The 19,772-nt window shown below is 60.7% G+C and carries 12 protein-coding genes and 1 tRNA gene; 7 read left to right on the top strand and 6 right to left on the bottom strand.

What is annotated here, in order from left to right; all coding sequences use genetic code 11:
* Window positions 1–23 precede the first annotated feature (23 nt).
* The 3 genes from XH96_RS34115 to XH96_RS34105 all read right to left on the bottom strand — a co-directional run bounded on the left by XH96_RS34115 (window position 24) and on the right by XH96_RS34105 (window position 3,034).
* On the bottom strand, window positions 24–299 hold the full coding sequence (locus tag XH96_RS34115; protein ID WP_002714638.1) for a DUF1153 domain-containing protein: 276 nt from the start codon (window positions 297–299) through the stop codon (window positions 24–26).
* Window positions 300–723: 424 nt separating this feature from the next.
* Window positions 724–1,422, bottom strand: a complete 699-nt coding sequence (locus XH96_RS34110; protein ID WP_194389733.1) for a flagellar hook assembly protein FlgD — start codon at window positions 1,420–1,422, stop codon at window positions 724–726.
* Between the two features lie 13 nt (window positions 1,423–1,435).
* A complete protein-coding gene (locus XH96_RS34105; RefSeq protein WP_194389732.1) occupies window positions 1,436–3,034 on the bottom strand; it encodes a flagellar hook-length control protein FliK in 1,599 nt (532 codons plus the stop codon).
* A gap of 351 nt (window positions 3,035–3,385) precedes the next feature.
* Between XH96_RS34105 and mnmA the strand changes: the two genes are divergently transcribed.
* The 4 genes from mnmA to XH96_RS34085 all read left to right on the top strand — a co-directional run bounded on the left by mnmA (window position 3,386) and on the right by XH96_RS34085 (window position 6,207).
* Window positions 3,386–4,567, top strand: a complete 1,182-nt coding sequence (mnmA, locus tag XH96_RS34100) for a tRNA 2-thiouridine(34) synthase MnmA (protein ID WP_194389731.1) — start codon at window positions 3,386–3,388, stop codon at window positions 4,565–4,567.
* A gap of 247 nt (window positions 4,568–4,814) precedes the next feature.
* A complete protein-coding gene (locus XH96_RS34095) occupies window positions 4,815–5,453 on the top strand; it encodes a class I SAM-dependent methyltransferase (protein ID WP_028180689.1) in 639 nt (212 codons plus the stop codon).
* 46 nt (window positions 5,454–5,499) lie between these two features.
* Window positions 5,500–5,856 (top strand): hypothetical protein, encoded by a 357-nt coding sequence (locus tag XH96_RS34090; RefSeq protein WP_194394377.1) that lies wholly within the window; start codon window positions 5,500–5,502, stop codon window positions 5,854–5,856.
* 274 nt (window positions 5,857–6,130) lie between these two features.
* Window positions 6,131–6,207: transfer RNA gene (locus XH96_RS34085), tRNA-Met, on the top strand.
* Here the strand turns inward: XH96_RS34085 and XH96_RS34080 are convergent.
* Window positions 6,164–7,825 carry a recombinase family protein gene (locus XH96_RS34080; RefSeq protein WP_194394376.1) on the bottom strand — a complete coding sequence of 554 codons (1,662 nt, stop codon included), beginning with the start codon at window positions 7,823–7,825 and terminating at the stop codon, window positions 6,164–6,166. The genes XH96_RS34085 and XH96_RS34080 overlap by 44 nt on opposite strands.
* Window positions 7,826–12,229: 4,404 nt before the next feature.
* Here XH96_RS34080 and XH96_RS34075 point away from each other — a divergent pair.
* The 3 genes from XH96_RS34075 (at window position 12,230) to XH96_RS39990 (ending at window position 16,555) form a co-directional block, all read left to right on the top strand.
* Window positions 12,230–15,334: an efflux RND transporter permease subunit gene (locus XH96_RS34075; RefSeq protein WP_194389730.1), complete on the top strand. Its 3,105-nt coding sequence runs from the start codon at window positions 12,230–12,232 to the stop codon at window positions 15,332–15,334.
* 409 nt (window positions 15,335–15,743) lie between these two features.
* A complete protein-coding gene (locus tag XH96_RS39995) occupies window positions 15,744–16,094 on the top strand; it encodes a hypothetical protein (protein WP_371739912.1) in 351 nt (116 codons plus the stop codon).
* Between the two features lie 2 nt (window positions 16,095–16,096).
* Entirely contained in the window at window positions 16,097–16,555 is a 459-nt protein-coding gene (locus XH96_RS39990; protein WP_371739911.1) for a hypothetical protein, read from the top strand.
* Between the two features lie 617 nt (window positions 16,556–17,172).
* On the opposite strand, the gene XH96_RS34065 is transcribed toward XH96_RS39990, so the two are convergent.
* Window positions 17,173–18,150, bottom strand: a complete 978-nt coding sequence (locus tag XH96_RS34065; protein WP_092218682.1) for a GDP-L-fucose synthase — start codon at window positions 18,148–18,150, stop codon at window positions 17,173–17,175.
* Window positions 18,131–19,216, bottom strand: a complete 1,086-nt coding sequence (gmd, locus tag XH96_RS34060) for a GDP-mannose 4,6-dehydratase (protein WP_194389729.1) — start codon at window positions 19,214–19,216, stop codon at window positions 18,131–18,133. Before gmd ends, XH96_RS34065 begins: the two co-directional genes overlap by 20 nt.
* Window positions 19,217–19,772 lie beyond the last annotated feature (556 nt).

The following is a 19,772-nucleotide window of genomic DNA, read 5'->3' as shown; positions in this document are numbered from 1 at the left end:
AAAGCCGCAGATTTCCGGATCGCCTACTGGCGATATTGCTGGATGCGGGTGGTGCGAAGACCCGCCAGACCGTGCTGGTCGATGGAAAACTGCCAGGAGAGGAATTCGTCTACCGTCAGGGTATAACGGCTGCAGGCCTCCTCGAGCGAGAGAAGTCCACCACGGACAGCGGCGACGACTTCGGCCTTGCGGCGGATGACCCAGCGTTTGGTGCCCGGAGCAGGCAGATCCGCGATCGTCAACGGACTGCCGTCCGGCCCGATGACGTATTTTACCCTCGGGCGATGGGGTTCTGTCATGGCGTACTCACAAACTCTCAACCACTGAACTCACGCCAGTAACCCTACGCCCCGCGGCTTAAAAATCCGCTAAGCCTAAGGCTTCAATACAATTCTCGTTGAAACTTGCGGGAACAAGGCCGTCTCGACCGGCGGGAGACGCGATTCCGGCGGGCCAAGCGGGGCAGAAGGTAAATACTTTACTAACGAACCGGACCCGAGCGCGGTGCCGCCGAGGCCCCAACCGTCGTCCCGGGGCGCGCCAACGGGTCCGCGCGAAGCGCGGCCCGATGACAGGCTCCGCGCGAGCCCGGGACCCATAAACCCCAGGGAGTCGTTCTTACGAAGACTCGGGGTTACTGCCTCGCGCGAAAACGACTTCCTGGGGTGTGGATCCCCGCTTTCGCTGGGATGACAACTGAATTTGTCGTTGCAGCGTTTCCCCTCAATAGGCGCTTGTCGCGATGATGCTCTTGACCTGGCTCAGCGTGTAGCTGGCACCGTCGATGGTGAGTAGCGGCGGCGACTGGGTCAGGTCGACCGACGACACCACGCCCTGCACCTGCGCGGCGATGCCGACATTGTTGTTCGCCACGTCCTTGCCCGTGGCCGAGATCGTGTACTTGCCGTCGGGCCATTGCGTGCCGTCATTGCCCATGCCGTTCCAGGTGAAGGGAATGTCGGTGCCGGCGGAGGAGCTGTATTTGCCGGTGAACACGGTCTGGCCGCTGGAATTGGCGATGGAGATCTCGACGGTGGAGTCCGTCGGCACGTTGAGATGCCAAATCGCCGCCGAGTTCGTCATGCTCGTCGTCGAGCCGTCGACCAGCGCGGTCTTGCCGACGAAGCCCAACGCTTGGGTCGCCTGCGTGGTCTGCTGGAGGGTGACGAGCTGGGCCAGCGAATCGTTGGTCTTGAGCTGCTGCTCGACGCCGGCGAACTGCACCAGCTGCTGGGTGAACTGGTTGGTGTCGAGCGGATCCAGCGGGTTCTGGTTCTGGAGCTGCGTCGTCAGCAGCGTCAGGAACGTCTGAAAGTTGCTTGCGAGCGTCGACCCCGTGGTCGAGCTCATCGAGGAGGATTTCGGGATGTCGGTGGTGCCGGAGACGACGGAAGGGGCGGTGGCGGCATTCGTGGTGGCCATTTTTGAATACTCCTCACACTCTGATGTCGACGCCGCTGCTCGACCCGAGCATGCGGCCGTAGCCGCGTCCGACGGGCGCGGCGGCAACGGTTTCGTCCTCGCTGATGATCAGCCGGCGGGCATTGCCGCCATTCTCGTGATTCTGCCCGGAATTCTGACCCGATGAATTCTGGTCGCGCAGGCTGAAGGACAGCCCGTTGCTGCCGGTCTTGAAGCCTGCATCGTCGAGCGCGCGCTGCAATTGCGGTGCGTCCTGCTTGAGCATCGACAGCGTCTCCGGCTTCTCCACCGTAAGATGCGAGGTGACCTGGCCGTTGCGGTCGACATTGATGCGGACGTCGATGCGGCCGAGCTCTGCCGGGTCGAGGCTGATGTCGAACCGGGACTTGCCGGCGCGAATGGCAGCCGCGATCTCGATCGGCACGCCGCTGATCGGCACGGCCGCATGGGTTGCGGCGGTCGCGGTGAGCGTCGCGGTCGATGCTGTGGCGGCCGAGGTCGTATTGGTCAGCGGCGCCTGCACGGCGGAAGCGGCCTGCGCACCGGGATCCGTCGGCGCGATGGTGGCTTGCGCACCCGCATGCGTGTGCGTGGCTGGCGCGCCTTGTGCCGGGTCGGCGGCGCGGTCGGCGAGGGCTGCCTTGGCCTCGGTCGCTCCGCCATCTGCCTGCGGCTTTGCGGCTTGCGGATGCGCGGCCGTCGCGGTCGCCGGAGCCTGCGCGGCGTTCGCCTTGCCGGTGTCCTGGCCGATATTCGAGACGTCGCTCTGGGCCTGCGCGGTTGCGGCGTCCTTGAACGAGGTCTTCGGCGTGCCCTGGCTGACGGCGGCGATCAGTCCGCCATTGGCCTTTGCCTCGGTCGCGGTCGCCTCGCTCGCTCCGGTCGCGGTCTCGCCGAGCGTCGTCGTGGTCTCGGCATCGACCTCGGCGCCCGCGGCCTTGGCGCTCTTGTCGCCGGCGGTATCGGTCTTGTTGCCGGCGATCTGCGCCGCAGTGGAGGCACTGGCGGCAAGACCTGCTGCGGCGATCGTCAGCGGCGAGGCGGCGGCATCGCCGGCCTGGCTCGCAGCCGCATTCGGATCGGCCGGCACGACGGGCGCGGCAACGACAATCGCGTTCGGATCGGGCAGGGTGGGCTGCGTCGCATCAGTCGACGCGGCGGCAGCCGCATCGACGGCGGCGGCTGGAGCGTCGGTGCCGTCGGTCTTGTCGCCCTTGGTCTCGTCGGATTCGTCCGTCGATTTGGCGTCCGATGTCTCGGACTTGTCCTTGATCTTGCCGGCGTCCTTGGCGGAATCGCCGGCCGCGTCGCTCTTGTCGTTCTTCGCCGGCGCAGACGTCTCGGTATCGTCGCTCGCCTTGCTCTGCGAAGGCTGCTCCGTGGAAGAGGTGTCGCGCGGACTTCGGTCGGATGCCGTGGAGGATGACGTCGAATCGCTCCGGCGCGGGGCTGTGTCCTGCGCCTTGTTGGCGATTGCCTGGGTATTGCTGTCGACCAGCGAGCCGAAAGCGTCGCTCGCGGGGGTGTCTTTCGAGGCTTGCGACCGGGCAGGCTTTTGCTGCGCGCTCTGGACTTGCACGCTTGCCACGACATCTGACGTACGACCAACCACAGGCGACCCCTTGGAAGCAACTTCGGACAAGGGGTAGCAAGGAGCGGGCCAGTGTCCCTCCATGTAAATTTATACAGCAAAATCAATATGTTGATTGTTTATATCGTCGCCCGGCAGCGCGCCGGCGTCCCCGCCATTTCTGCCGGCCCCGGCAAGAATTGCCCTAAGCTGGCTGCTCGCGTGATTGCTTCACCGGAATGCCGCCTATATTAAAGAGGTCACTCTCAGCCGCTTTCGACTTGGGCAGCCGTGCCCTTCGGGAACTAAAGTTCCGGGGGATCGCCGATGTCCCGCGAGAAGGCACAGCAATCGCGGATCGCGCTACGCCGCCGTCACAACGCTTTAAGGCCCATGCTGAATAGTCTGGATCTCGAAGGCCGTCCCGAAGACACCAGGGTCGTCGTCGCCATGTCGGGCGGCGTCGATTCTTCGACGACGGCTGCGCTGCTGAAGGCGGAAGGCTACGACGTCGTCGGCATCACGCTGCAGCTCTACGACCATGGCGCGGCGACCCACCGCAAGGGCGCCTGCTGCGCGGGCCAGGACATCCACGACGCCCGCGATGTCGCGGCCAAGCTCGGCATTCCCCATTACGTGCTCGACTACGAGGACCGCTTTCGCGAGTCCGTCATCGACAATTTTGCAGATTCCTACGCGCTCGGCGAGACGCCGGTGCCGTGCGTCGAGTGCAACCGCTCGGTCAAGTTCCGCGACCTCCTGAAGACCGCGCGTGAGCTCGGCGCGCAGGCGCTCGCGACAGGTCATTATGTTGCCTCCCGCCGCCTGCCCGATGGCTCGCGCGCGCTGGTCTGCGCGGCCGATGCCGACCGCGACCAGAGCTATTTCCTGTTCGCGACCACACGCGAGCAGCTCGACTTCCTGCGCTTTCCGCTCGGCGACATGACTAAGCCGCAGACCCGCGAGCTGGCGCGCCGCTTTGGGCTCGCGGTCGCCGACAAGCACGACAGCCAGGACATCTGCTTCGTGCCGACGGGCCGCTACACCGACATCATCACGCGCCTGCGTCCGAACGCGATGGACCCCGGCGACATCGTCGATCTCTCGGGGCGCGTGCTCGGCCGGCACAACGGCATCGCCAATTTCACCGTCGGCCAGCGCCGCGGCCTCGGCATCGCATCCGGTTCGCCGCTGTTCGTGGTGCGGCTGGATGCAGCGCACCGCCGCGTCGTCGTTGGTCCGCGCGATGCGCTGAAGATGCACCGCATCGTGCTGCGCGACGTCAACTGGATCGGCGATGGCGACATCGACAGCGCGATCGGCGGCGGCCTCGAGATGTTCGTGCGCGTGCGCTCGACCCGCAGCCCCCAGCCGGCGTGGCTGCGCGGCGGCAATGGCCAATACGAGGTCGAGCTCGTCGCCGGCGAGGAGGGCGTCTCGCCCGGCCAGGCCTGCGTGTTCTACGACGCAGCCAGCGGCCAGGCCCGCGTGCTGGGCGGCGGCTTCATCCAGAGCGCCGCGGCGAAGGTCGGCGCTGCTACCTCGCGCCCACTGGCGGAAGTGGTCCGCGGCTGATCATCATGAGATCATCGGACTGCACTCTCGCGAGACCGGAAGTGCGCTCCCTCTCCCGCCTGCGGGAGAGGGTTGGGGAGAGGGTGCTTCCGCAATGGGATACTCCCGGTGGGGAGAGAACCCTCACCCGCGCCTTCGGCGCGACCTCTCCCGCAAGCGGGAGAGGCTCCAGACCGCGCGCGGGGCAGGATCCGTTCTCACCAACAAACACACCTTATTAGAGAATCTTCGCGCAGGGCAGGGGGGCATGGCAGCAGACATCTCGCGGGCCGGGGTCGAGAAGGCCTATGGCCGCTGGGCGCCGGTCTATGATCTCGTGTTCGGCAAGGTGTTCGACGCCGGAAGGCAGTCGACCATCGCGGAGGCCGACCGCATCGGCGGCCGCATTCTCGACGTCGGCGTCGGCACCGGGCTTTCGCTCTCCGACTACGCGCGCACGACGAAGATCTGCGGCGTCGACATTTCCGAGCCGATGTTGCGCAAGGCGCAGGCGCGCGTGCGCGCGCTTCGCTTGAGCAACGTCGAAGTGCTCTCCGTGATGGATGCGAAGAACCTCGCCTTCCCCGACAAATTCTTCGACGCGGTGGTCGCGCAATATGTCATCACTGCCGTGCCCGATCCCGAAGGTACGCTCGACGAGTTCGTCCGCGTGCTCAAGCCCGGCGGCGAGCTGATCCTCGTCAACCACATCGGCGCCGAGAGCGGCCCCCGAAAGCTGTTCGAGCTCGCCTTCGCCCCCATCGCCCGCCGCCTCGGCTGGCGCCCGGAATTCCCGTGGGCCCGCCTCGTCAACTGGGCCGCCAGGCACGGCGGCATCACCCTCACCGAGCGCCGCCCCATGCCGCCGATGGGCCATTTCTCCCTGATCCGCTACCGCAAATCGTGATTGCGTGACATGGGAACAGGGGACGCCGCGCGTGCGTTTCCTTTTCATGCGCACGACATCACACATCATTCTGGCTGGCCTCCTGATCGCCGCTTCAGGCAGCGCGATCGCGCAGGCCCCGCCCGCCCCGGCGACACCGCCGCAACAGACCGCGCCGCCGTCCCCGCAGCACGCGGTCAATTGCACGCCGCAGGACCGTCCGAATCGTCAGGCCGACGGCACCACCACCGGCCAGTCCCGGGAACCGCTCGGCGACAAGCTGGCCAAATCCGACGGCGTGCTCTGCCCGCCCTCCGGCATCGACCCCGACATGCACGCGCCGGCCCCCGACACCGGCAGCAACACCCCGGTGATCCCGCCCCCCGGCAGCCCCGGCGGCGATCCGAATGTGAGGCCGAAATAGGCCTTTAGTCCCCCAGGATCTCGTCGTGCCCGGGCTTGTCCCGGGCATCCACGTTCCTGGGCTGCGAATGAAGGCGTTGAAGGCGAGGATGACCAGGGCAAGCCCGGCCATGACGAACGCATTGAAAAAGAGGCTGTATTCGCCGGGCAGCTTGTGCGACCTGGCCTCGGCGAGGCCGGAAAAAGGCGGCCCGCTTTGCTTGACTTCCCGTCGCTCGCTTCTTTATATGCCGCGCGTTCGCGAGATCGGCCTCAGTCGCCGCCGCGATCCCTGTGGCGGGGTAGCTCAGCTGGTTAGAGCACGGGAATCATAATCCTGGGGTCGGGGGTTCGAGTCCCTCCCCCGCTACCACCTTTCCCCACACTCCTTTGACTTGGTTGGGATAGGCGTTTTCCCCGAGCAAGGCATTTAGCCGGCCTGCTATCTCGACGGCTACACCACCTGGGCGCGCTGGATCGCGGAACACAGTGACCGTCTCGACCAGGTCTCTGATGGCTTCTGCGGCCTCTCCGTCGCCCGCACTGGCACCTTTTGCTAGTGCTTCTTCAAGCCGACCGAGTTGCTCCTCGTATCGTTTGAGGATGGCCGGATGCAGCGCGATTTCCTTCGGGGCGAGGGGTTCACTCTGCAACTCCTCGGATATCCGCTTTCGTTCGACATCCAGTGCGGTTGATCGCGGTCCGAGAACAGACGGATCGCCATGTCCTTTTGCGATCGCATCCACCAGTCGTTCTATCTCCCGGTTTAATTGCCCAAGCTGCTGCTCAAGGCGCTGCCGTTTTGCGTTTGATGTAGCTGCGAGGCGCTTCCGCTCCTCTAGATATGTGTGCACGTATTCCGAAAGAACCTTCGGCGCGCGCAATTCGGCCTTTAGCCCGCTGAGGACTGCACTCTCGACCGTGTCTAAATAGAACGTCTTGGCGTCAGGACACGTGCCACTTTCGGTGGCCGCCGAGCAACGAATCCGAACGCGCCCCGATTTGTCCTGTCCATTCGTTGCCATACCCGAGCCGCATGAACCGCAACGGAGTAAGCCAGATAACATCCGACGGGGCCGACGTTGATGGCTGGGGTGGCCGTGGCTGCGCTCCCCTTTGCGTTGCTGGGCGGCTGTGAACAACTCTGGACTGACAATTGCAAGATGCGGCACTTCAGCGATCTGCCAGTCACTCCTCGGATTTGGTCGTGACAGGCGCTTCCCCGAGTCGGGATCTTTCACCATCCTGACTTTGTTCCAGATAAGGCGCCCCATATAGAGTTCGTTCAGCAGAATGCCGGCGCCCCTCTCTTGATTGCCATTGATTGTTGAGGCGTTCCAGGCTCGCCCCCGCGGAGGTGATATCCCCTCCTTATTGAGATCATGCGCGATCTCCCGAGGCGTACGACCGTCCACGTATTCCTGAAATATGCGCCGGATCACTTGTGCCTCGGTCTCGACAACCACTCGTTCGCCGCTTCTTCCAGTGACCGCGGCGTACCCGTATGTCAGGCCGCCGCCAGCCAAACCTTGCTTGACCCGCCCCGCTTGGCCGCGACGCACTTTGTGCGCGTTGTCCTCACGATAGAGTTGTCCGACCAAACCGCGAAGGCCGACCAGCACAGTGTTAACGACTCCCTCGTGGACCGCCCGGATCTCGATCCCGAGAAATGACAGCCGCTTATGAATGCCAGCGAGATCTTCCATGTCGCGAGAGAGGCGATCGAGCGCTTCGACGATTACCACGTCGAAGGATCTCTCTCGCGCCTGGTCCAACATCCGCAGAAGGCCTTCGCGGCCCATGACGGACCCGCCTGAACGAGCCCGATCTTCATGGGTACTGACAACAGTCAAACCTTGGCGCTCGGCATAGCTTTGACAAAGTGAAAGCTGATCCTCAATCGACCGCTCGTTCTGCAGATCGGTTGAGAATCGAGCATAGATCGTCGCTCTTTTCCTTGTCGTCTCTTCGATTGGCGAGCTCTCTTTCATGATCTTCCCTCGCGGCCACACGAGCAAGTACTCGCGCGAGACGTAAGATCGCCTTGTCTGGATTCGTCTGCAAGACAAATTTACGATCAGCTTCCCGCACGATCGAGCCTCTACGCCATCGCGAGGCTCAACGAGGTGCACGCACCCGCGCTGGCGCCAGTCGACAAGAGGTGGTGGGGACTGATCATCTCGAGCATCCTGCTCGGATGATAACTAAGTGCAACGGCCGCTATGAGCTCGTCGTGCAATCGGGTGCTTAATCGATGAAAAAGAGGGGAGCGAACGGCCTTGCTTGCGCCGAATTGATACTGCTCCGAGGGGCATATCGTCTCAATCTAGCGAATACCAGGGTGGAAACTCCGGGCTCCGTCACGGACTCTGTTCCAGCTATCGATTTCGCCACCAGTTCGCTCTGATTGGACCCGATGGCTCAAATGTCTCTAGCAGGTCTATCCAGGCGAGCGGAAATGATCTTCGCGGTTCGGGCAATGATCGGCGGACTACTAGGGCCAGGCCGATGAGCCTGGATATTGCGTGGAAACGGGCCGGGAGGAAATTTAGTTTTTGGAGCCGCTTCTTTTGGAAGATATCTCCCGCGTCGGCGCGTGCGTGGCATCCGAAGTTCTTGTCTTACCTGACAATCTCGCCGTAACTGATGAGCCAAGCGCGTGGGGAACTATATTGTTCGCCGCAGTCACAGCTTACGAGCGGCACCTTGGTCTAGGGACCGACGGCACACGGTAAGACCCACGCGCTCGACGTAATCGTCACCGGCGTCGAGAGACAACCTCCGAGTTTGGCGTAGTTACCTCGTGGCCCTTCGCCACCAGATAACTTCCTCGATGAAACAGGCGTTCGAACCAGCAAAGCGCACCATAGGTACCGATCTTTGACGAAATCGATGCCTTTCGCTGGCCCACGACCCTTTGCCCCATGAGCGAAAGATGCACCGACGAGAGGCGGGAATGGCGAGCCGCAGGATGAGGCCCGAAGGTCTGATCAATTGATGTCCTCCTTTGCTTTACATGCCTCTCTGTGACGGCCAAAGGCGGCGACCGTATCAAACTCGTTATCAAAGAGACTTTGATACGACCGTTCCTATTCCAGTTTGCATTGAGGGTTGGGGTCTCATCGTGCCGATGAGCTCTGATGCGTCTTCAATACGTCCGCCACCGCGAAACGGCTCGAGTGTCGCGCTGTTCTCGACGGTTTACAACGTAGTGGTATTGCTCACGGCAGCCGTGGTGCGCATCGAACGACCGATATGATCGACCTCAGCATCAGATCCCAGAACCCATCACTTGCTTAACTGAGGTGAGAAGCACCGCGGGCAATCTATGCTGAGGAGGCACCGTAATCAGCTATCCACGGGCACCCACCGGAGCAGCGGGGAAGTTTAACCTGCCCAGGATCAGCGGGGTAAACGCGCATATCTTCAAGTTCGACCAGCAGTTTCTCGATTGCTGTGCATGACCACCAATGCTGGTAGGTCACCCGAGGACGCTCTATCGCTAAAGTCCCACCGTACCCTGAGGCGACGGGCATCGCAGGAAAGCCGGGTGCCTTACCTTGTGATCCCCGGGGGCTAACTACTGAGCCAGCGGCACGTGATAGGGAAAGCTCCTTGATATAGGCGCCGAGTCGCATGCGCGCTGCTTTCTGTCGAACTCGCCAATTCAGTCTAGTTTAGACGCTCACAGGCTAATGGGCCTCATGAAGGCTTGGTAGCGCATTTTGGCGAAACGGACACAATCATCTTCGGTACGAGAACCTAGCGTGGAGCGGACGCCGGTAAGCGGCGCGGCGTATTCGGGTTCGAAAGCAACTGATGCGCGATCCGAATGGCCAGTCCTGCGCGGTCAAAAAGCCGGCACGAGCCGGGGGGCGTGAGGTCACTCAGTCATAAACGTGCAGTGGATTGGCTGCGCGCTATCCGGCGCGTTGCCCCGGAGCGGCTGCCGCTGATCGCAAACATGCCGAGTGGCTACTATCCGAGAGGTAAACGTCGATATCGCTCTCGGCGGCAAGCGGCCACATGGGCTGCTTTTCGTTATGTAAATTGCTGCGCAGGTCTGTCAGCTTTCGGTAAGCCAGCCCCGATAAACAATCGTTGGGTTTAACGGGGGCGTGGCAGGGACAGCGCATGAGCTGAAGGACCACCATGTGCCGAGTTACGCTTCCGTTAAGCTCATTGCACCGCGGATGCGGCAGAGATCGTGCCTCATGATGCCCCCAGGCCGTCAGGCGCCGAGCCGTGTTCGCACTGCTTCCGACTTACGGGCTAGGTCTCGTTCTGGCAATATTACTCGTGTTGCGAGCGCTAAGTTCCCGATTAGCATTTTGCCACCGCTAGCTGGGCTTGGAGCCTGTTAGCGGGGTTGCAGGGGCAGCGCTGCCCCGTGGGGGACGAGCGCCGAGTGCTAAGTTCAATTAGCAATGGGGACGGGCAAGGGACAACGTCTGCGCCAGTGCCACCAAACGGCGCCGAGCCGCGCCGCACTGCTTCCGATCAATCATCACCAACCCCCTGGAAGGGAAGGAGGTTTGCCTGCGAAGCCGCGGCCGCGGTTATCTTGGTGCAATTGTGTCCGCCATGTGTAGCGACGACGACGCCGACTGCGTTGCCGGTACTCCCTGTCGTGGCTTTCGAGGTCTCGGATAAACTTTCCAAGGGACTGCCTCTATCGCGCTCCGTCTGGATTTACTCCGTCAACGTTCTCGCGTCTCTCATGCGCGTTTGGCTGTTCATTCCTGTTTATGCACAGCGCACGTGTCTGGGCATGCTGGTGTCTCCAATTTATCTAAGGGCGAAAACCTAGCTTAGAGAGCCGCCGGTGAGGATGGGACCGACCGATTTTGGTAGGTGCCCTTCGGTACTTCTAGAAGATACAAGTTGATAGCCTTGAGGATTTGAGCCTCCCGGGAGCAAAGGTGGCCAACTCCAGTCTTCGTGACGGGGTTGGCCACCAGCGCTTGCGGCACTATGCCCACAGGGCAGCTCAGGCCAACAAATGCATATATTCGAGCGGCATATCATGTCCTTGCGGTCGCAAGCCCTTGCGGTGCTTGCGGCCAATCAAGCCCGTGCCGCCGATCAGTCGCTAGGACCATCAGATCGCGACGCCGCAATATTTAACATCGACGAAGTTCAGGCGATGCTAGCCATACTCGATTGCATGACGCCCAACCTGCGGCCGAACGAAGCACGGCAGATCGCTGCGCGCATACGCGCGCTTCTAGAGGGCCGCAAGGGGCAGCCGCTTCGAATAGGATGCCTCTGAGACCACTTAGATGTGAGTTTTCGGTCGGTTGTCCATCCCTGAACGAGGAAGCTGAAGATGCCGAATCTTTAGCGTACTCCTGTGAGGATCGGATGGATACCCATAAGAATGCGCCTCTGACGCGGAATGGCCGAGGGGCCATAGTGCCAAGCGTAATCGTAAGGTGGCGTGACGAAGACTGCAGCGCCCTGCAGTTTCACCAAACGGCCAAGCGTTCCGCGAAGAAGGCTTGGATGGACCGTGATCGCTGCATAAGACATTTTGCATCGCCAAGCCAAACCCTGGCTGCCACGTGCCCGGAAGTCGGAGCGTTCGACGACCGCGTCGCACAGGTAAAACAGATCGCAACCGAGGCCACTGCTGCGCCCCGCGGCGCTTTGTGCGGTCGCCTATGTTGGCTCAACGCGGCTGATCGACAACGTAATACTTGCGTTGCCAACCCGGTAGCGTAATGAGTGGCCAAACCGTGCGCAGTGTATCGAGCAAGAAACACTCAAGCCACTGTTACGAGAGGCGGATCGAGCTGGTAGCAGAGGGCGAGCGCCGATACGAATTTGTTCGGCGCGTCAGCCAAGCGACAGTGCGTGCGCACGGAATGTGTGGGGCCGTGAACGTTGTGTCCGGCAACCCTGTAAGTCTTGTTGGCGGCGATCAGCGGCCAATTCGACAAACCTTGGTTTAGTGCTTTGCAGCCGATGCTATATCACCCACTTACCTTTGTAGAGTTGAGCGCCGGTTAGATCGTTTGTACTTTCGATGTCGAACCTAGATCATTCGATCTGCGGTTCAGTGCGAAGTTTGAACTGATGCCTTGCCAGAAGTCGGCGCGTTCCAATCAGGTGTTGAGACGAACATCTTGTTGCACGCAAAAAGGGCAGGAGCTTCCTAGAAGGTGCCACTATCGAGATCCCGATCAGCCACCAGATCAGCGGAATAGCACTTTATTGAGCGACGAAATTGGAAGCGGAGGACAGGGCGTCCGCGCTCGCCAGCGCGTGAGCTCTTAGAGTAGCCAATAACGCGTCGCTTGTGCTCGGGTCTCTAGTACAGTCGCCGCATTGATGATCATCGCTGGTGTACGTTGCCGGCGAATTTGCATACCCCTCTTGAAATGCGAGTCGAGATGGCATTTACCGAGCTTTTCATCAAACGTCCGGTATTGTCTGTCGTTGTTAGTTGCCTGATCTTACTGATCGGCGTTCGCGCGGCCACGGTACTGCCGATCCGGCAATATCCCAAGCTATCTAATACGGTCGTCAATATCACGACTTCCTATCCGGGGGCCTCGGCCGATACGATCCAGGGGTTCATCACCACTCCCCTGGAGCAGGCAGTCGCTTCCGCCGAGGGCGTCGACTACGTTATTTCCTCATCGGTGCTCGGTACCTCCACGATCCAAGTCTACATCAAGCTCAATTTTGATCCCAATGAAGCGCTCACCGAGGTGCTCTCCAAGGTAAACTCAGTTAAATACTTAATTCCGAAGGAATCGAACGATCCGGTCGTCACTAAGTCGACCGGTCAGGCCACCGCTGTCATGTATATCGCCTTCTCCAGCGAGGAACTGGCGGCCAGCGCGATCTCCGACTACCTCTCGCGCGTTGTGCAGCCCGCTATGTCAACGGTCGACGGCGTCGCAGCGGCAGACATCCTGGGCGGCCAGAGCTTTGCGATGCGGCTATGGCTCGATACCGCGAAAATGGCAGGGCACGGCGTGTCGCCGGCCGAAGTGTCGGCTGCACTCGCCGCTAACAACTTCCAGGCCGCGGCCGGCCAGACCAAGGGCTATTTCACTATCTCCGATGTTACGGCAAACACGGATCTGCGGAGTGTCGATGACTTCAAGCGCATGATCGTCAAATCCAATGACGGTGGCTTTGTACGCATAGCGGACATTGCGATAGTCGAGCTTGCCGCGCAGACCACTGACACTAGCGTCGCTATGAACGGCGAGCACGCGGTCTTTATCGGCGTCCGAGCAAGCCCGCAAGGCAATCCGCTAAACATAGCGAGAGGCGTTCGGGCGCTGTTTCCAGAAATGGAGCGTAACCTGCCGCCGTCACTGAAGATGAACGTGGCCTACGACTCCACCAAATTCATTCAATCGTCGCTCGATGAGGTGGAGAAGGCGCTCATCCAAGCCGTCGTGATCGTGGTGGCGGTAATCTTCCTTTTCCTGGCGTCGCTGCGGTCGGTCATCATTCCTGTGGTCACTATTCCGCTCTCGCTTGTTGGTGTCTGCAGCATGATGCTGGCGCTGGGGTTTTCATTCAATCTCCTGACGTTCCTTGCGATGGTTCTCGCAATCGGTCTCGTGGTCGATGACGCGATCGTTGTGGTGGAGAACATTCATCGCCATTTGGAAGAAGGTGCGCCGCCTCTAGAGGCTGCTATAAGGGGCGCGCACGAGATCGTCGGCCCCGTTGTCTCCATGACGATTACCTTGGCTGCGGTATATGCTCCAATCGGGTTTCTCGGCGGCCTCACTGGCGCGCTGTTCCGCGAGTTTGCGTTTACGCTGGCAGGAGCGGTGATCGTGTCGGGCGTGATTGCTTTGACCCTATCGCCGATGATGTGCTCGGTCTTCCTGAGGCGCGCAGAGGGGGGGCGGTTTGCAACATTTGTGAACCGCGGGTTCAGCACCATGACACGATGGTACGGCCGAAAGCTCGACCGCTCGCTCGACTATCGTCCGATTACCGGCCTGTTTGCGCTGACCATGCTGGGCCTCGTCGGCTTTCTTTATGTGAATACTTCCAAGGAACTCGCACCCGAGGAGGATCAAGGTATCGTATTCGCTTTAACCAAGGCGCCGAGATACGCCAATATCGACTACCTCGATTATTACGGCACCAAGCTCGAACACGCGCTCCAAAAATTTCCAGAGACCGATTTGAGCTTTGTACTCAATGGTGTTGGCGGCCAGCAGAGTGGCATGGCCGGCATGTTGCTCAAGGCATGGGACGAGCGCAAGCGCTCATCGATCTTGCTTAAGTCGCTCCTCCAGGCCGAGCTGTCCAAAATTGAAGGCATCAACGCGTTTGCCTTTAGTTTGCCGCCACTTCCAGGCGGTTCGGATGGCCTACCAGTGCAGATGGTGATCAATTCGACGTTTGACTTCCAATCCGTCTACGAGCAGATGTCGAAGCTGAAGGAAGCCGCGCAGAAGAGCGGTCTATTCATGGTGAGCGACTCCGACCTCGAGTTCAACCGGCCGGTGGTGCGAATCAAGGTTGATCGATCCAAGGCCAACGAGCTTGGCATCACCATGCAGACCATCGGAAACGCGCTCGCCACCTTACTCGGCGGAAACTACGTCAACCGCTTCAATTTGCAGGGCCGCTCTTACGAGGTGATCCCGCAGGTGCCCCGCGAAGAACGCCTGGCGCCGCAAGCAATCGGGAGCTATTATGTGAAGACTGCGGGGGGCTCGATGCTTCCGCTTTCGACCGTAGTCTCCATCGAGACTGCAACCGATCCGAACGCGCTCACCCACTACAATCAGCTCAACTGCGCGACCTTTCAGGCTGTGCCGATGCCCGGCGTCACGATCGGTCAGGCTGTGGACTTCCTGGAAGCGGAGGCGAAGAAACTGCCCGCAGGATTCAGTCACGACTTCCTTGCCGACGCGCGCCAATATGTGCACGAGGGTAACCAACTGGCCATTGCCTTTGCATTTGCACTCATAATCATATTCTTGGTGCTTGCGGCGCAGTTCGAAAGTCTGCGCGATCCCCTCATCATCCTGATCAGCGTGCCGATGGCAATCGTCGGCGCCTTGATCCCGCCATTCTTTGGCTGGGCGACGATGAACATCTACACCCAGATCGGACTGTTGACACTGGTCGGGTTAATTTCCAAGCACGGCATCCTGATGGTTGAGTTCGCCAATGAGCTGCAGCTCAAAGAGAGACTTAACCGTCGCTCGGCTATAGAGATGGCGGCGCGCGTCCGACTGCGTCCGATCTTGATGACCACTGCGGCGATGGTCACGGGCTTCATACCCCTGATGACCGCAACGGGAGCTGGCGCCGCGAGTCGCTTCTCGATCGGGCTCGTGCTCGTCGCGGGCATGTCTGTGGGCACGCTGTTCACGCTCTTCGTGCTGCCGGCGGTCTATGTCGCGATCGCGTCCGATCATCGTGCCGATGCGAGCTCCGGCCGCGCGAAGATCGCTGCCGATCTCGACCTCACCGGCGCTGCTGATGCCCAGATGGCCAAGCAATGACGATAAAATCAATCCAGGTTCGCTCAGTGTGGTACGCGAAGGGGCCCGCGATCGCTTCACGTTACCTTACAAATCGAGATCTTCACGCCCCGTTGGCTTTGCGAGGTTTGTAGGCTTTGCGACAAAGCCACAGTGAGCGTTGAGCCTCCGGTTGTCGCAGATCAGCAAAAACTGTCACCCTCTTATGGCCAGCTTAACCGGGAAGGAACAACCGACACACCCTATCCACGGGCTCGACGATCACCGTCCGCTTGCCTAGTGAGGTGGTCTACTAATTTTGTGACGGCATTGCATTTGCAGGGATAAAGAATGCCAGCTTGAGGCCATCATTGTCGATAGCGCCGCCTGCAGGCGACGCACGCAGGATGAGGGGCGTCGCGCTCGCGACCCCGTTCTCTCAGGAGCGCCCGTGATCCTGCCTGCTAATTGGTCTGCCGGCCTGCTTGGGATCCGGCTCGCATTTTTTGTGGCCGGATTCGGCCTCGCGGCCTGGACGCCTTTGGTGCCCCTCGCCAAGGAGCGGCTCGCGGTCGGTGACCGCATGCTTGGTTTTCTGTTGCTCTGTCTCGGAACGGGATCCGTTATCGCGATGCTTTTGACCGGCGTATTGAATGCGCGGTACGGCAGCAAGCCCATTATCCTTGGGGGTGGACTTGGACTCGCGATCTTATTGCCGTGCCTTGGAATTGCCAAAACACACCTGTCAGGCTCGGTGCTACGCTGTTTGCTTTCGGCGTTTCACTGGGCTCGATCGATGTAGCCATGAACATTCACGCGATTGAATTGGAGCGCGTCACGGGCCGTCCATTGATGTCTGGCTTCCACGCCCAGTACAGCATTGGGGAATTCACCGGCTCTGCCGCCGTGACCTCGCTCCTGTCGCTGCAGCTTGGCCCGCTTTTTTCGACGTTGGTCTGTTCGGCGCTGATGACGATCGCGATTGTATCGGCCTGGCCGGGGTTGCTCGCGGCGGGGGCGGGGCAGCAGGGGCCATCGTTTGTTTTGCCCAATCGCAGTGTGTTGCTAATAGCTGTGCTCGCGGCTATCACTTTCCTCGTCGAAGTTTCAATGCTCGATTGGAGCGCTTTGCTTCTCGTTGAACGAGATATTCTCGCGGAAGCGCATGGGGCATTGGTTGTATGCTCTTCTCAATCGCAATGGCCGCAGGGCGTCTCGGTGGAGATGCCGTGGTGGCGCGAATCGGTGACCGTGCCATATTGATACTTGGGACTCTGCCGATCGTAACAGGATTCCTGGCTGTGGTGGCCGCGCCCGTTGCGTTAATTGCTATGGCGGGGTTCCTGCTCATTGGATTGGGCATTTCTAATGTTGTACCTGTACTTTGTCGACGCGCCGGCAAACAGAAAATAATGCCGCCAGCCGTTGCGATCGCGGTTGTCACGACAGCCGGCTACGCGGGTATACTCGTTGGACCCGCCGGCATTGGGCTCGTCGCACACATGTTTGGCTTGCGCGTGGCGTTTGGGATATTGGGCGCGCTCATGTCCATCGTTACGCTGTCAGCGAGGATGATGACAGACCATCGCTAAGGCCTTGGCCGAGAGGAAAGGGACACCAGTAAGCTTCCGACTAATGACCGTCCAGCGGTCGGCACTTAGCGGCTTTGAGACGATGAGCTCTCGACTTCATGGTAGCAGGTCTCGATCATGGCCATGCTGCGTCGTAGCTATGATACATCGCGTCACTTGGGTTCTTGGCGTCCGACCGAGCCCGGTGACAATGAACGCTTGTCAACTGCGAAGCAAAGTTGGAGGACGTGAGCGGCAAGTGCGCTCGGCTGGACATTCACCGCGGATTGATGCCTAGGATTGGGCCCGTTATCCCGGAACAGGCAGATCACTTTGGTACCGTTCATCGCCGTCGGCGCGATACGCCCGGTACGCCAGCTGAATGCCGTCCTCAAGCGAGGTCGTGGCGCGCCAGCCGAGCCTGGACAGCCGCCCGACGTCGAGCAGCTTGCGCGGTGTGCCGTCAGGGCGCGACGTGTCGAATCTGATCTCACCGCGAAAACCGATGGCGGCCGCAACCATGAGTGCTAACTCGGCGATGCTGATGTCCTCGCCGGTACCGATATTGACCAATTCCGGCGAGGAATAGGTCTTCATCAGATGGATGCAAGCGTCGGCGAGATCGTCAACGTAGAGAAATTCGCGGCGCGGCGTGCCGGTGCCCCAGACCACAACGCTCTTCGAGCCCGCGAGCTTTGCCTCGTGGAAGCGGCGGACCAGGGCGGCAACCACGTGGCTGTACTCGGGATGATAATTGTCGCCGGGACCGTAGAGATTGGTCGGCATCACGCTTATGAAGTCCCTGCCATACTGGCTGCGATAGGCCTCCACCATCTTGATGCCCGCGATCTTGGCGATCGCATAAGGCTCGTTGGTCGGCTCCAGCGGGCCTGTCAGCACGGAATCCTCGCCTAGCGGCTGCGGCGCCAGCTTCGGGTAGATGCAGGACGAGCCCAGAAACATCAGCTTCTCGGCACCGTTCTGGTGCGCGGCATGGATCACGTTGGCCGCGATCGCAATGTTGTCGTAGATGAATTCGGCGCGCAGCGTGTTGTTGGCGACGATGCCACCGACCTTTGCGGCGGCAAGAAAGATCACCTGCGGCCGCACGCGCGCGAACCAGTCGAACACGGCGGCCTGATTGCAGAGGTCGACCTCGCGGCGATCCACCGTGACGAGCTTGACGTCCTCCCGTTCGAGCCGGCGCACCAGCGCGGCTCCGACCATGCCGCGATGGCCGGCGACGTAGACGCTTTTATCTTTCAGCTCAAACGCTGTGCTTGCCACGGCCGACGTCCCGTTTCGCGTCCGCCAGATCGCTCGCCACCATCTCCTCGACGAGTTCTGCAAGCGTCCGTTTCGGCTTCCAGCCGAGCACCTGGCGCGCCTTGCTGGCGTCACCGACCAGGAGATCGACCTCGGTCGGACGGAAATAGGTGGGGTCGATCTTCACCACGGTCTTGCCGGTCGCCTCATCGACGCCGGTCTCGTCGACGCCCTGCCCGCGCCACGCGATGCGGCGGCCGACCTGCGCAAAGGCCAGCTCGACCATTTCGCGCACCGAGCGCGTCTCGCCGGTGGCGAGCACGAAATCGTCAGGCTTGTCGGCCTGGAGGATCATGTGCATGCCTTCGACGTAGTCCTTCGCATGGCCCCAGTCGCGCTTGGCTTCGAGATTGCCGAGATAGAGCGTGTCCTCGAGGCCGACTTCGATGCGGGCGACGGCGCGGGTGATCTTGCGGGTGACGAAGGTCTCGCCGCGGATGGGGCTCTCGTGGTTGAACAGGATGCCGTTGCTGGCGAACATGCCGTAGGCTTCGCGGTAGTTCACCGTGATCCAGTAGCCGTAGAGCTTGGCGACGCCATAAGGCGAGCGCGGATAGAACGGCGTGGTCTCCTTCTGCGGGATCTCCTGCACGAGGCCGTAGAGCTCGGAGGTCGAGGCCTGGTAGAACCGTGTCTGCTTCTCCATGCCGAGGATGCGGATCGCCTCCAGGAGGCGCAGCACGCCGATGGCGTCGGCATTGGCGGTATATTCCGGGCTCTCGAAGCTGACGGCGACGTGGCTCTGCGCGGCGAGATTGTAGATCTCGGTGGGGCGGATCTGCTGCATCAGCCGGATCAGATTGGTCGAATCCGTCATGTCGCCATAGTGCATCAGGAACGGCCCGTTGCCGACATGCGGGTCCTGGTAGAGGTGATCGACACGCGCGGTGTTGAACGAGGACGAGCGGCGCTTGATGCCGTGCACGATATAGCCAAGCGACAGCAGATATTCGGCGAGATAGGCGCCGTCCTGCCCGGTGACGCCCGTAATCAGCGCAACGCGCCGTTTTGACTCCTGAGCCGCCATAGTTTCCCTTAGTAGCGCCGCAAAGAAACACCATTGCGAAGCCGTTTCTCGAAAAATCTAGATGCGCACACGCGCTCCACCCGCAATTAAAAGAAAGCGATCGTTAGCTCAGTCATACACATCATGTAGGAATGCACACTATATACATTCATTTATATCTGGACTGAAGGATGCCAACACATTGAGCTTCAAAAATGAAGCCCAGTAACCCTAGCGACGCGATGTTCCTAAGCAGGCGAGATGGATGGCAAAACGCCCTTACGCGTGCTCGCGGCGCGTTTGCCCCTGGGCGACATTTGTAATGAGATAGAAGCGGCGGTCTGTGCTCCTTATCTGTCCTCAGGAGCAAGTGTGCATTTCGTGCGGTCTCGTCATGGCGTGGGAGAGCGACGTCGCATTCGTCAATGCATCTGTCGGAATGGCGGCACGCAAGTCAGAACACAGCCAAAACTTGCTCATAGAGCCGCAGTCTACAAAGCGCTTTTAACTTCCGAACAGAACACGCAATCTTGGGTCGACTCATCAACCATGATCTGTGCCGTTGCTAATGTCCAGC

It is taken from the genome of Bradyrhizobium sp. CCBAU 51765, assembly GCF_015291725.1.
GTDB lineage: Bacteria > Pseudomonadota > Alphaproteobacteria > Rhizobiales > Xanthobacteraceae > Bradyrhizobium > Bradyrhizobium liaoningense.
This window is presented reverse-complemented; position numbering and strand designations above follow the sequence as displayed.

Excerpts from the sequence above, each read along its gene's own strand:
- XH96_RS34115 (WP_002714638.1), bottom strand. The coding sequence starts at position 299 with ATGACAGAACCCCATCGCCCGAGGGTAAAATACGTCATCGGGCCGGAC.
- XH96_RS34110 (WP_194389733.1), bottom strand. The coding sequence starts at position 1,422 with ATGGCCACCACGAATGCCGCCACCGCCCCTTCCGTCGTCTCCGGCACC.
- mnmA (WP_194389731.1), top strand. The coding sequence starts at position 3,386 with ATGCTGAATAGTCTGGATCTCGAAGGCCGTCCCGAAGACACCAGGGTC.
- XH96_RS34095 (WP_028180689.1), top strand. The coding sequence starts at position 4,815 with ATGGCAGCAGACATCTCGCGGGCCGGGGTCGAGAAGGCCTATGGCCGC.
- XH96_RS34090 (WP_194394377.1), top strand. The coding sequence starts at position 5,500 with ATGCGCACGACATCACACATCATTCTGGCTGGCCTCCTGATCGCCGCT.
- XH96_RS34080 (WP_194394376.1), bottom strand. The coding sequence starts at position 7,825 with ATGAAAGAGAGCTCGCCAATCGAAGAGACGACAAGGAAAAGAGCGACG.
- XH96_RS34075 (WP_194389730.1), top strand. The coding sequence starts at position 12,230 with ATGGCATTTACCGAGCTTTTCATCAAACGTCCGGTATTGTCTGTCGTT.
- XH96_RS39990 (WP_371739911.1), top strand. The coding sequence starts at position 16,097 with ATGAACATTCACGCGATTGAATTGGAGCGCGTCACGGGCCGTCCATTG.
- gmd (WP_194389729.1), bottom strand. The coding sequence starts at position 19,216 with ATGGCGGCTCAGGAGTCAAAACGGCGCGTTGCGCTGATTACGGGCGTC.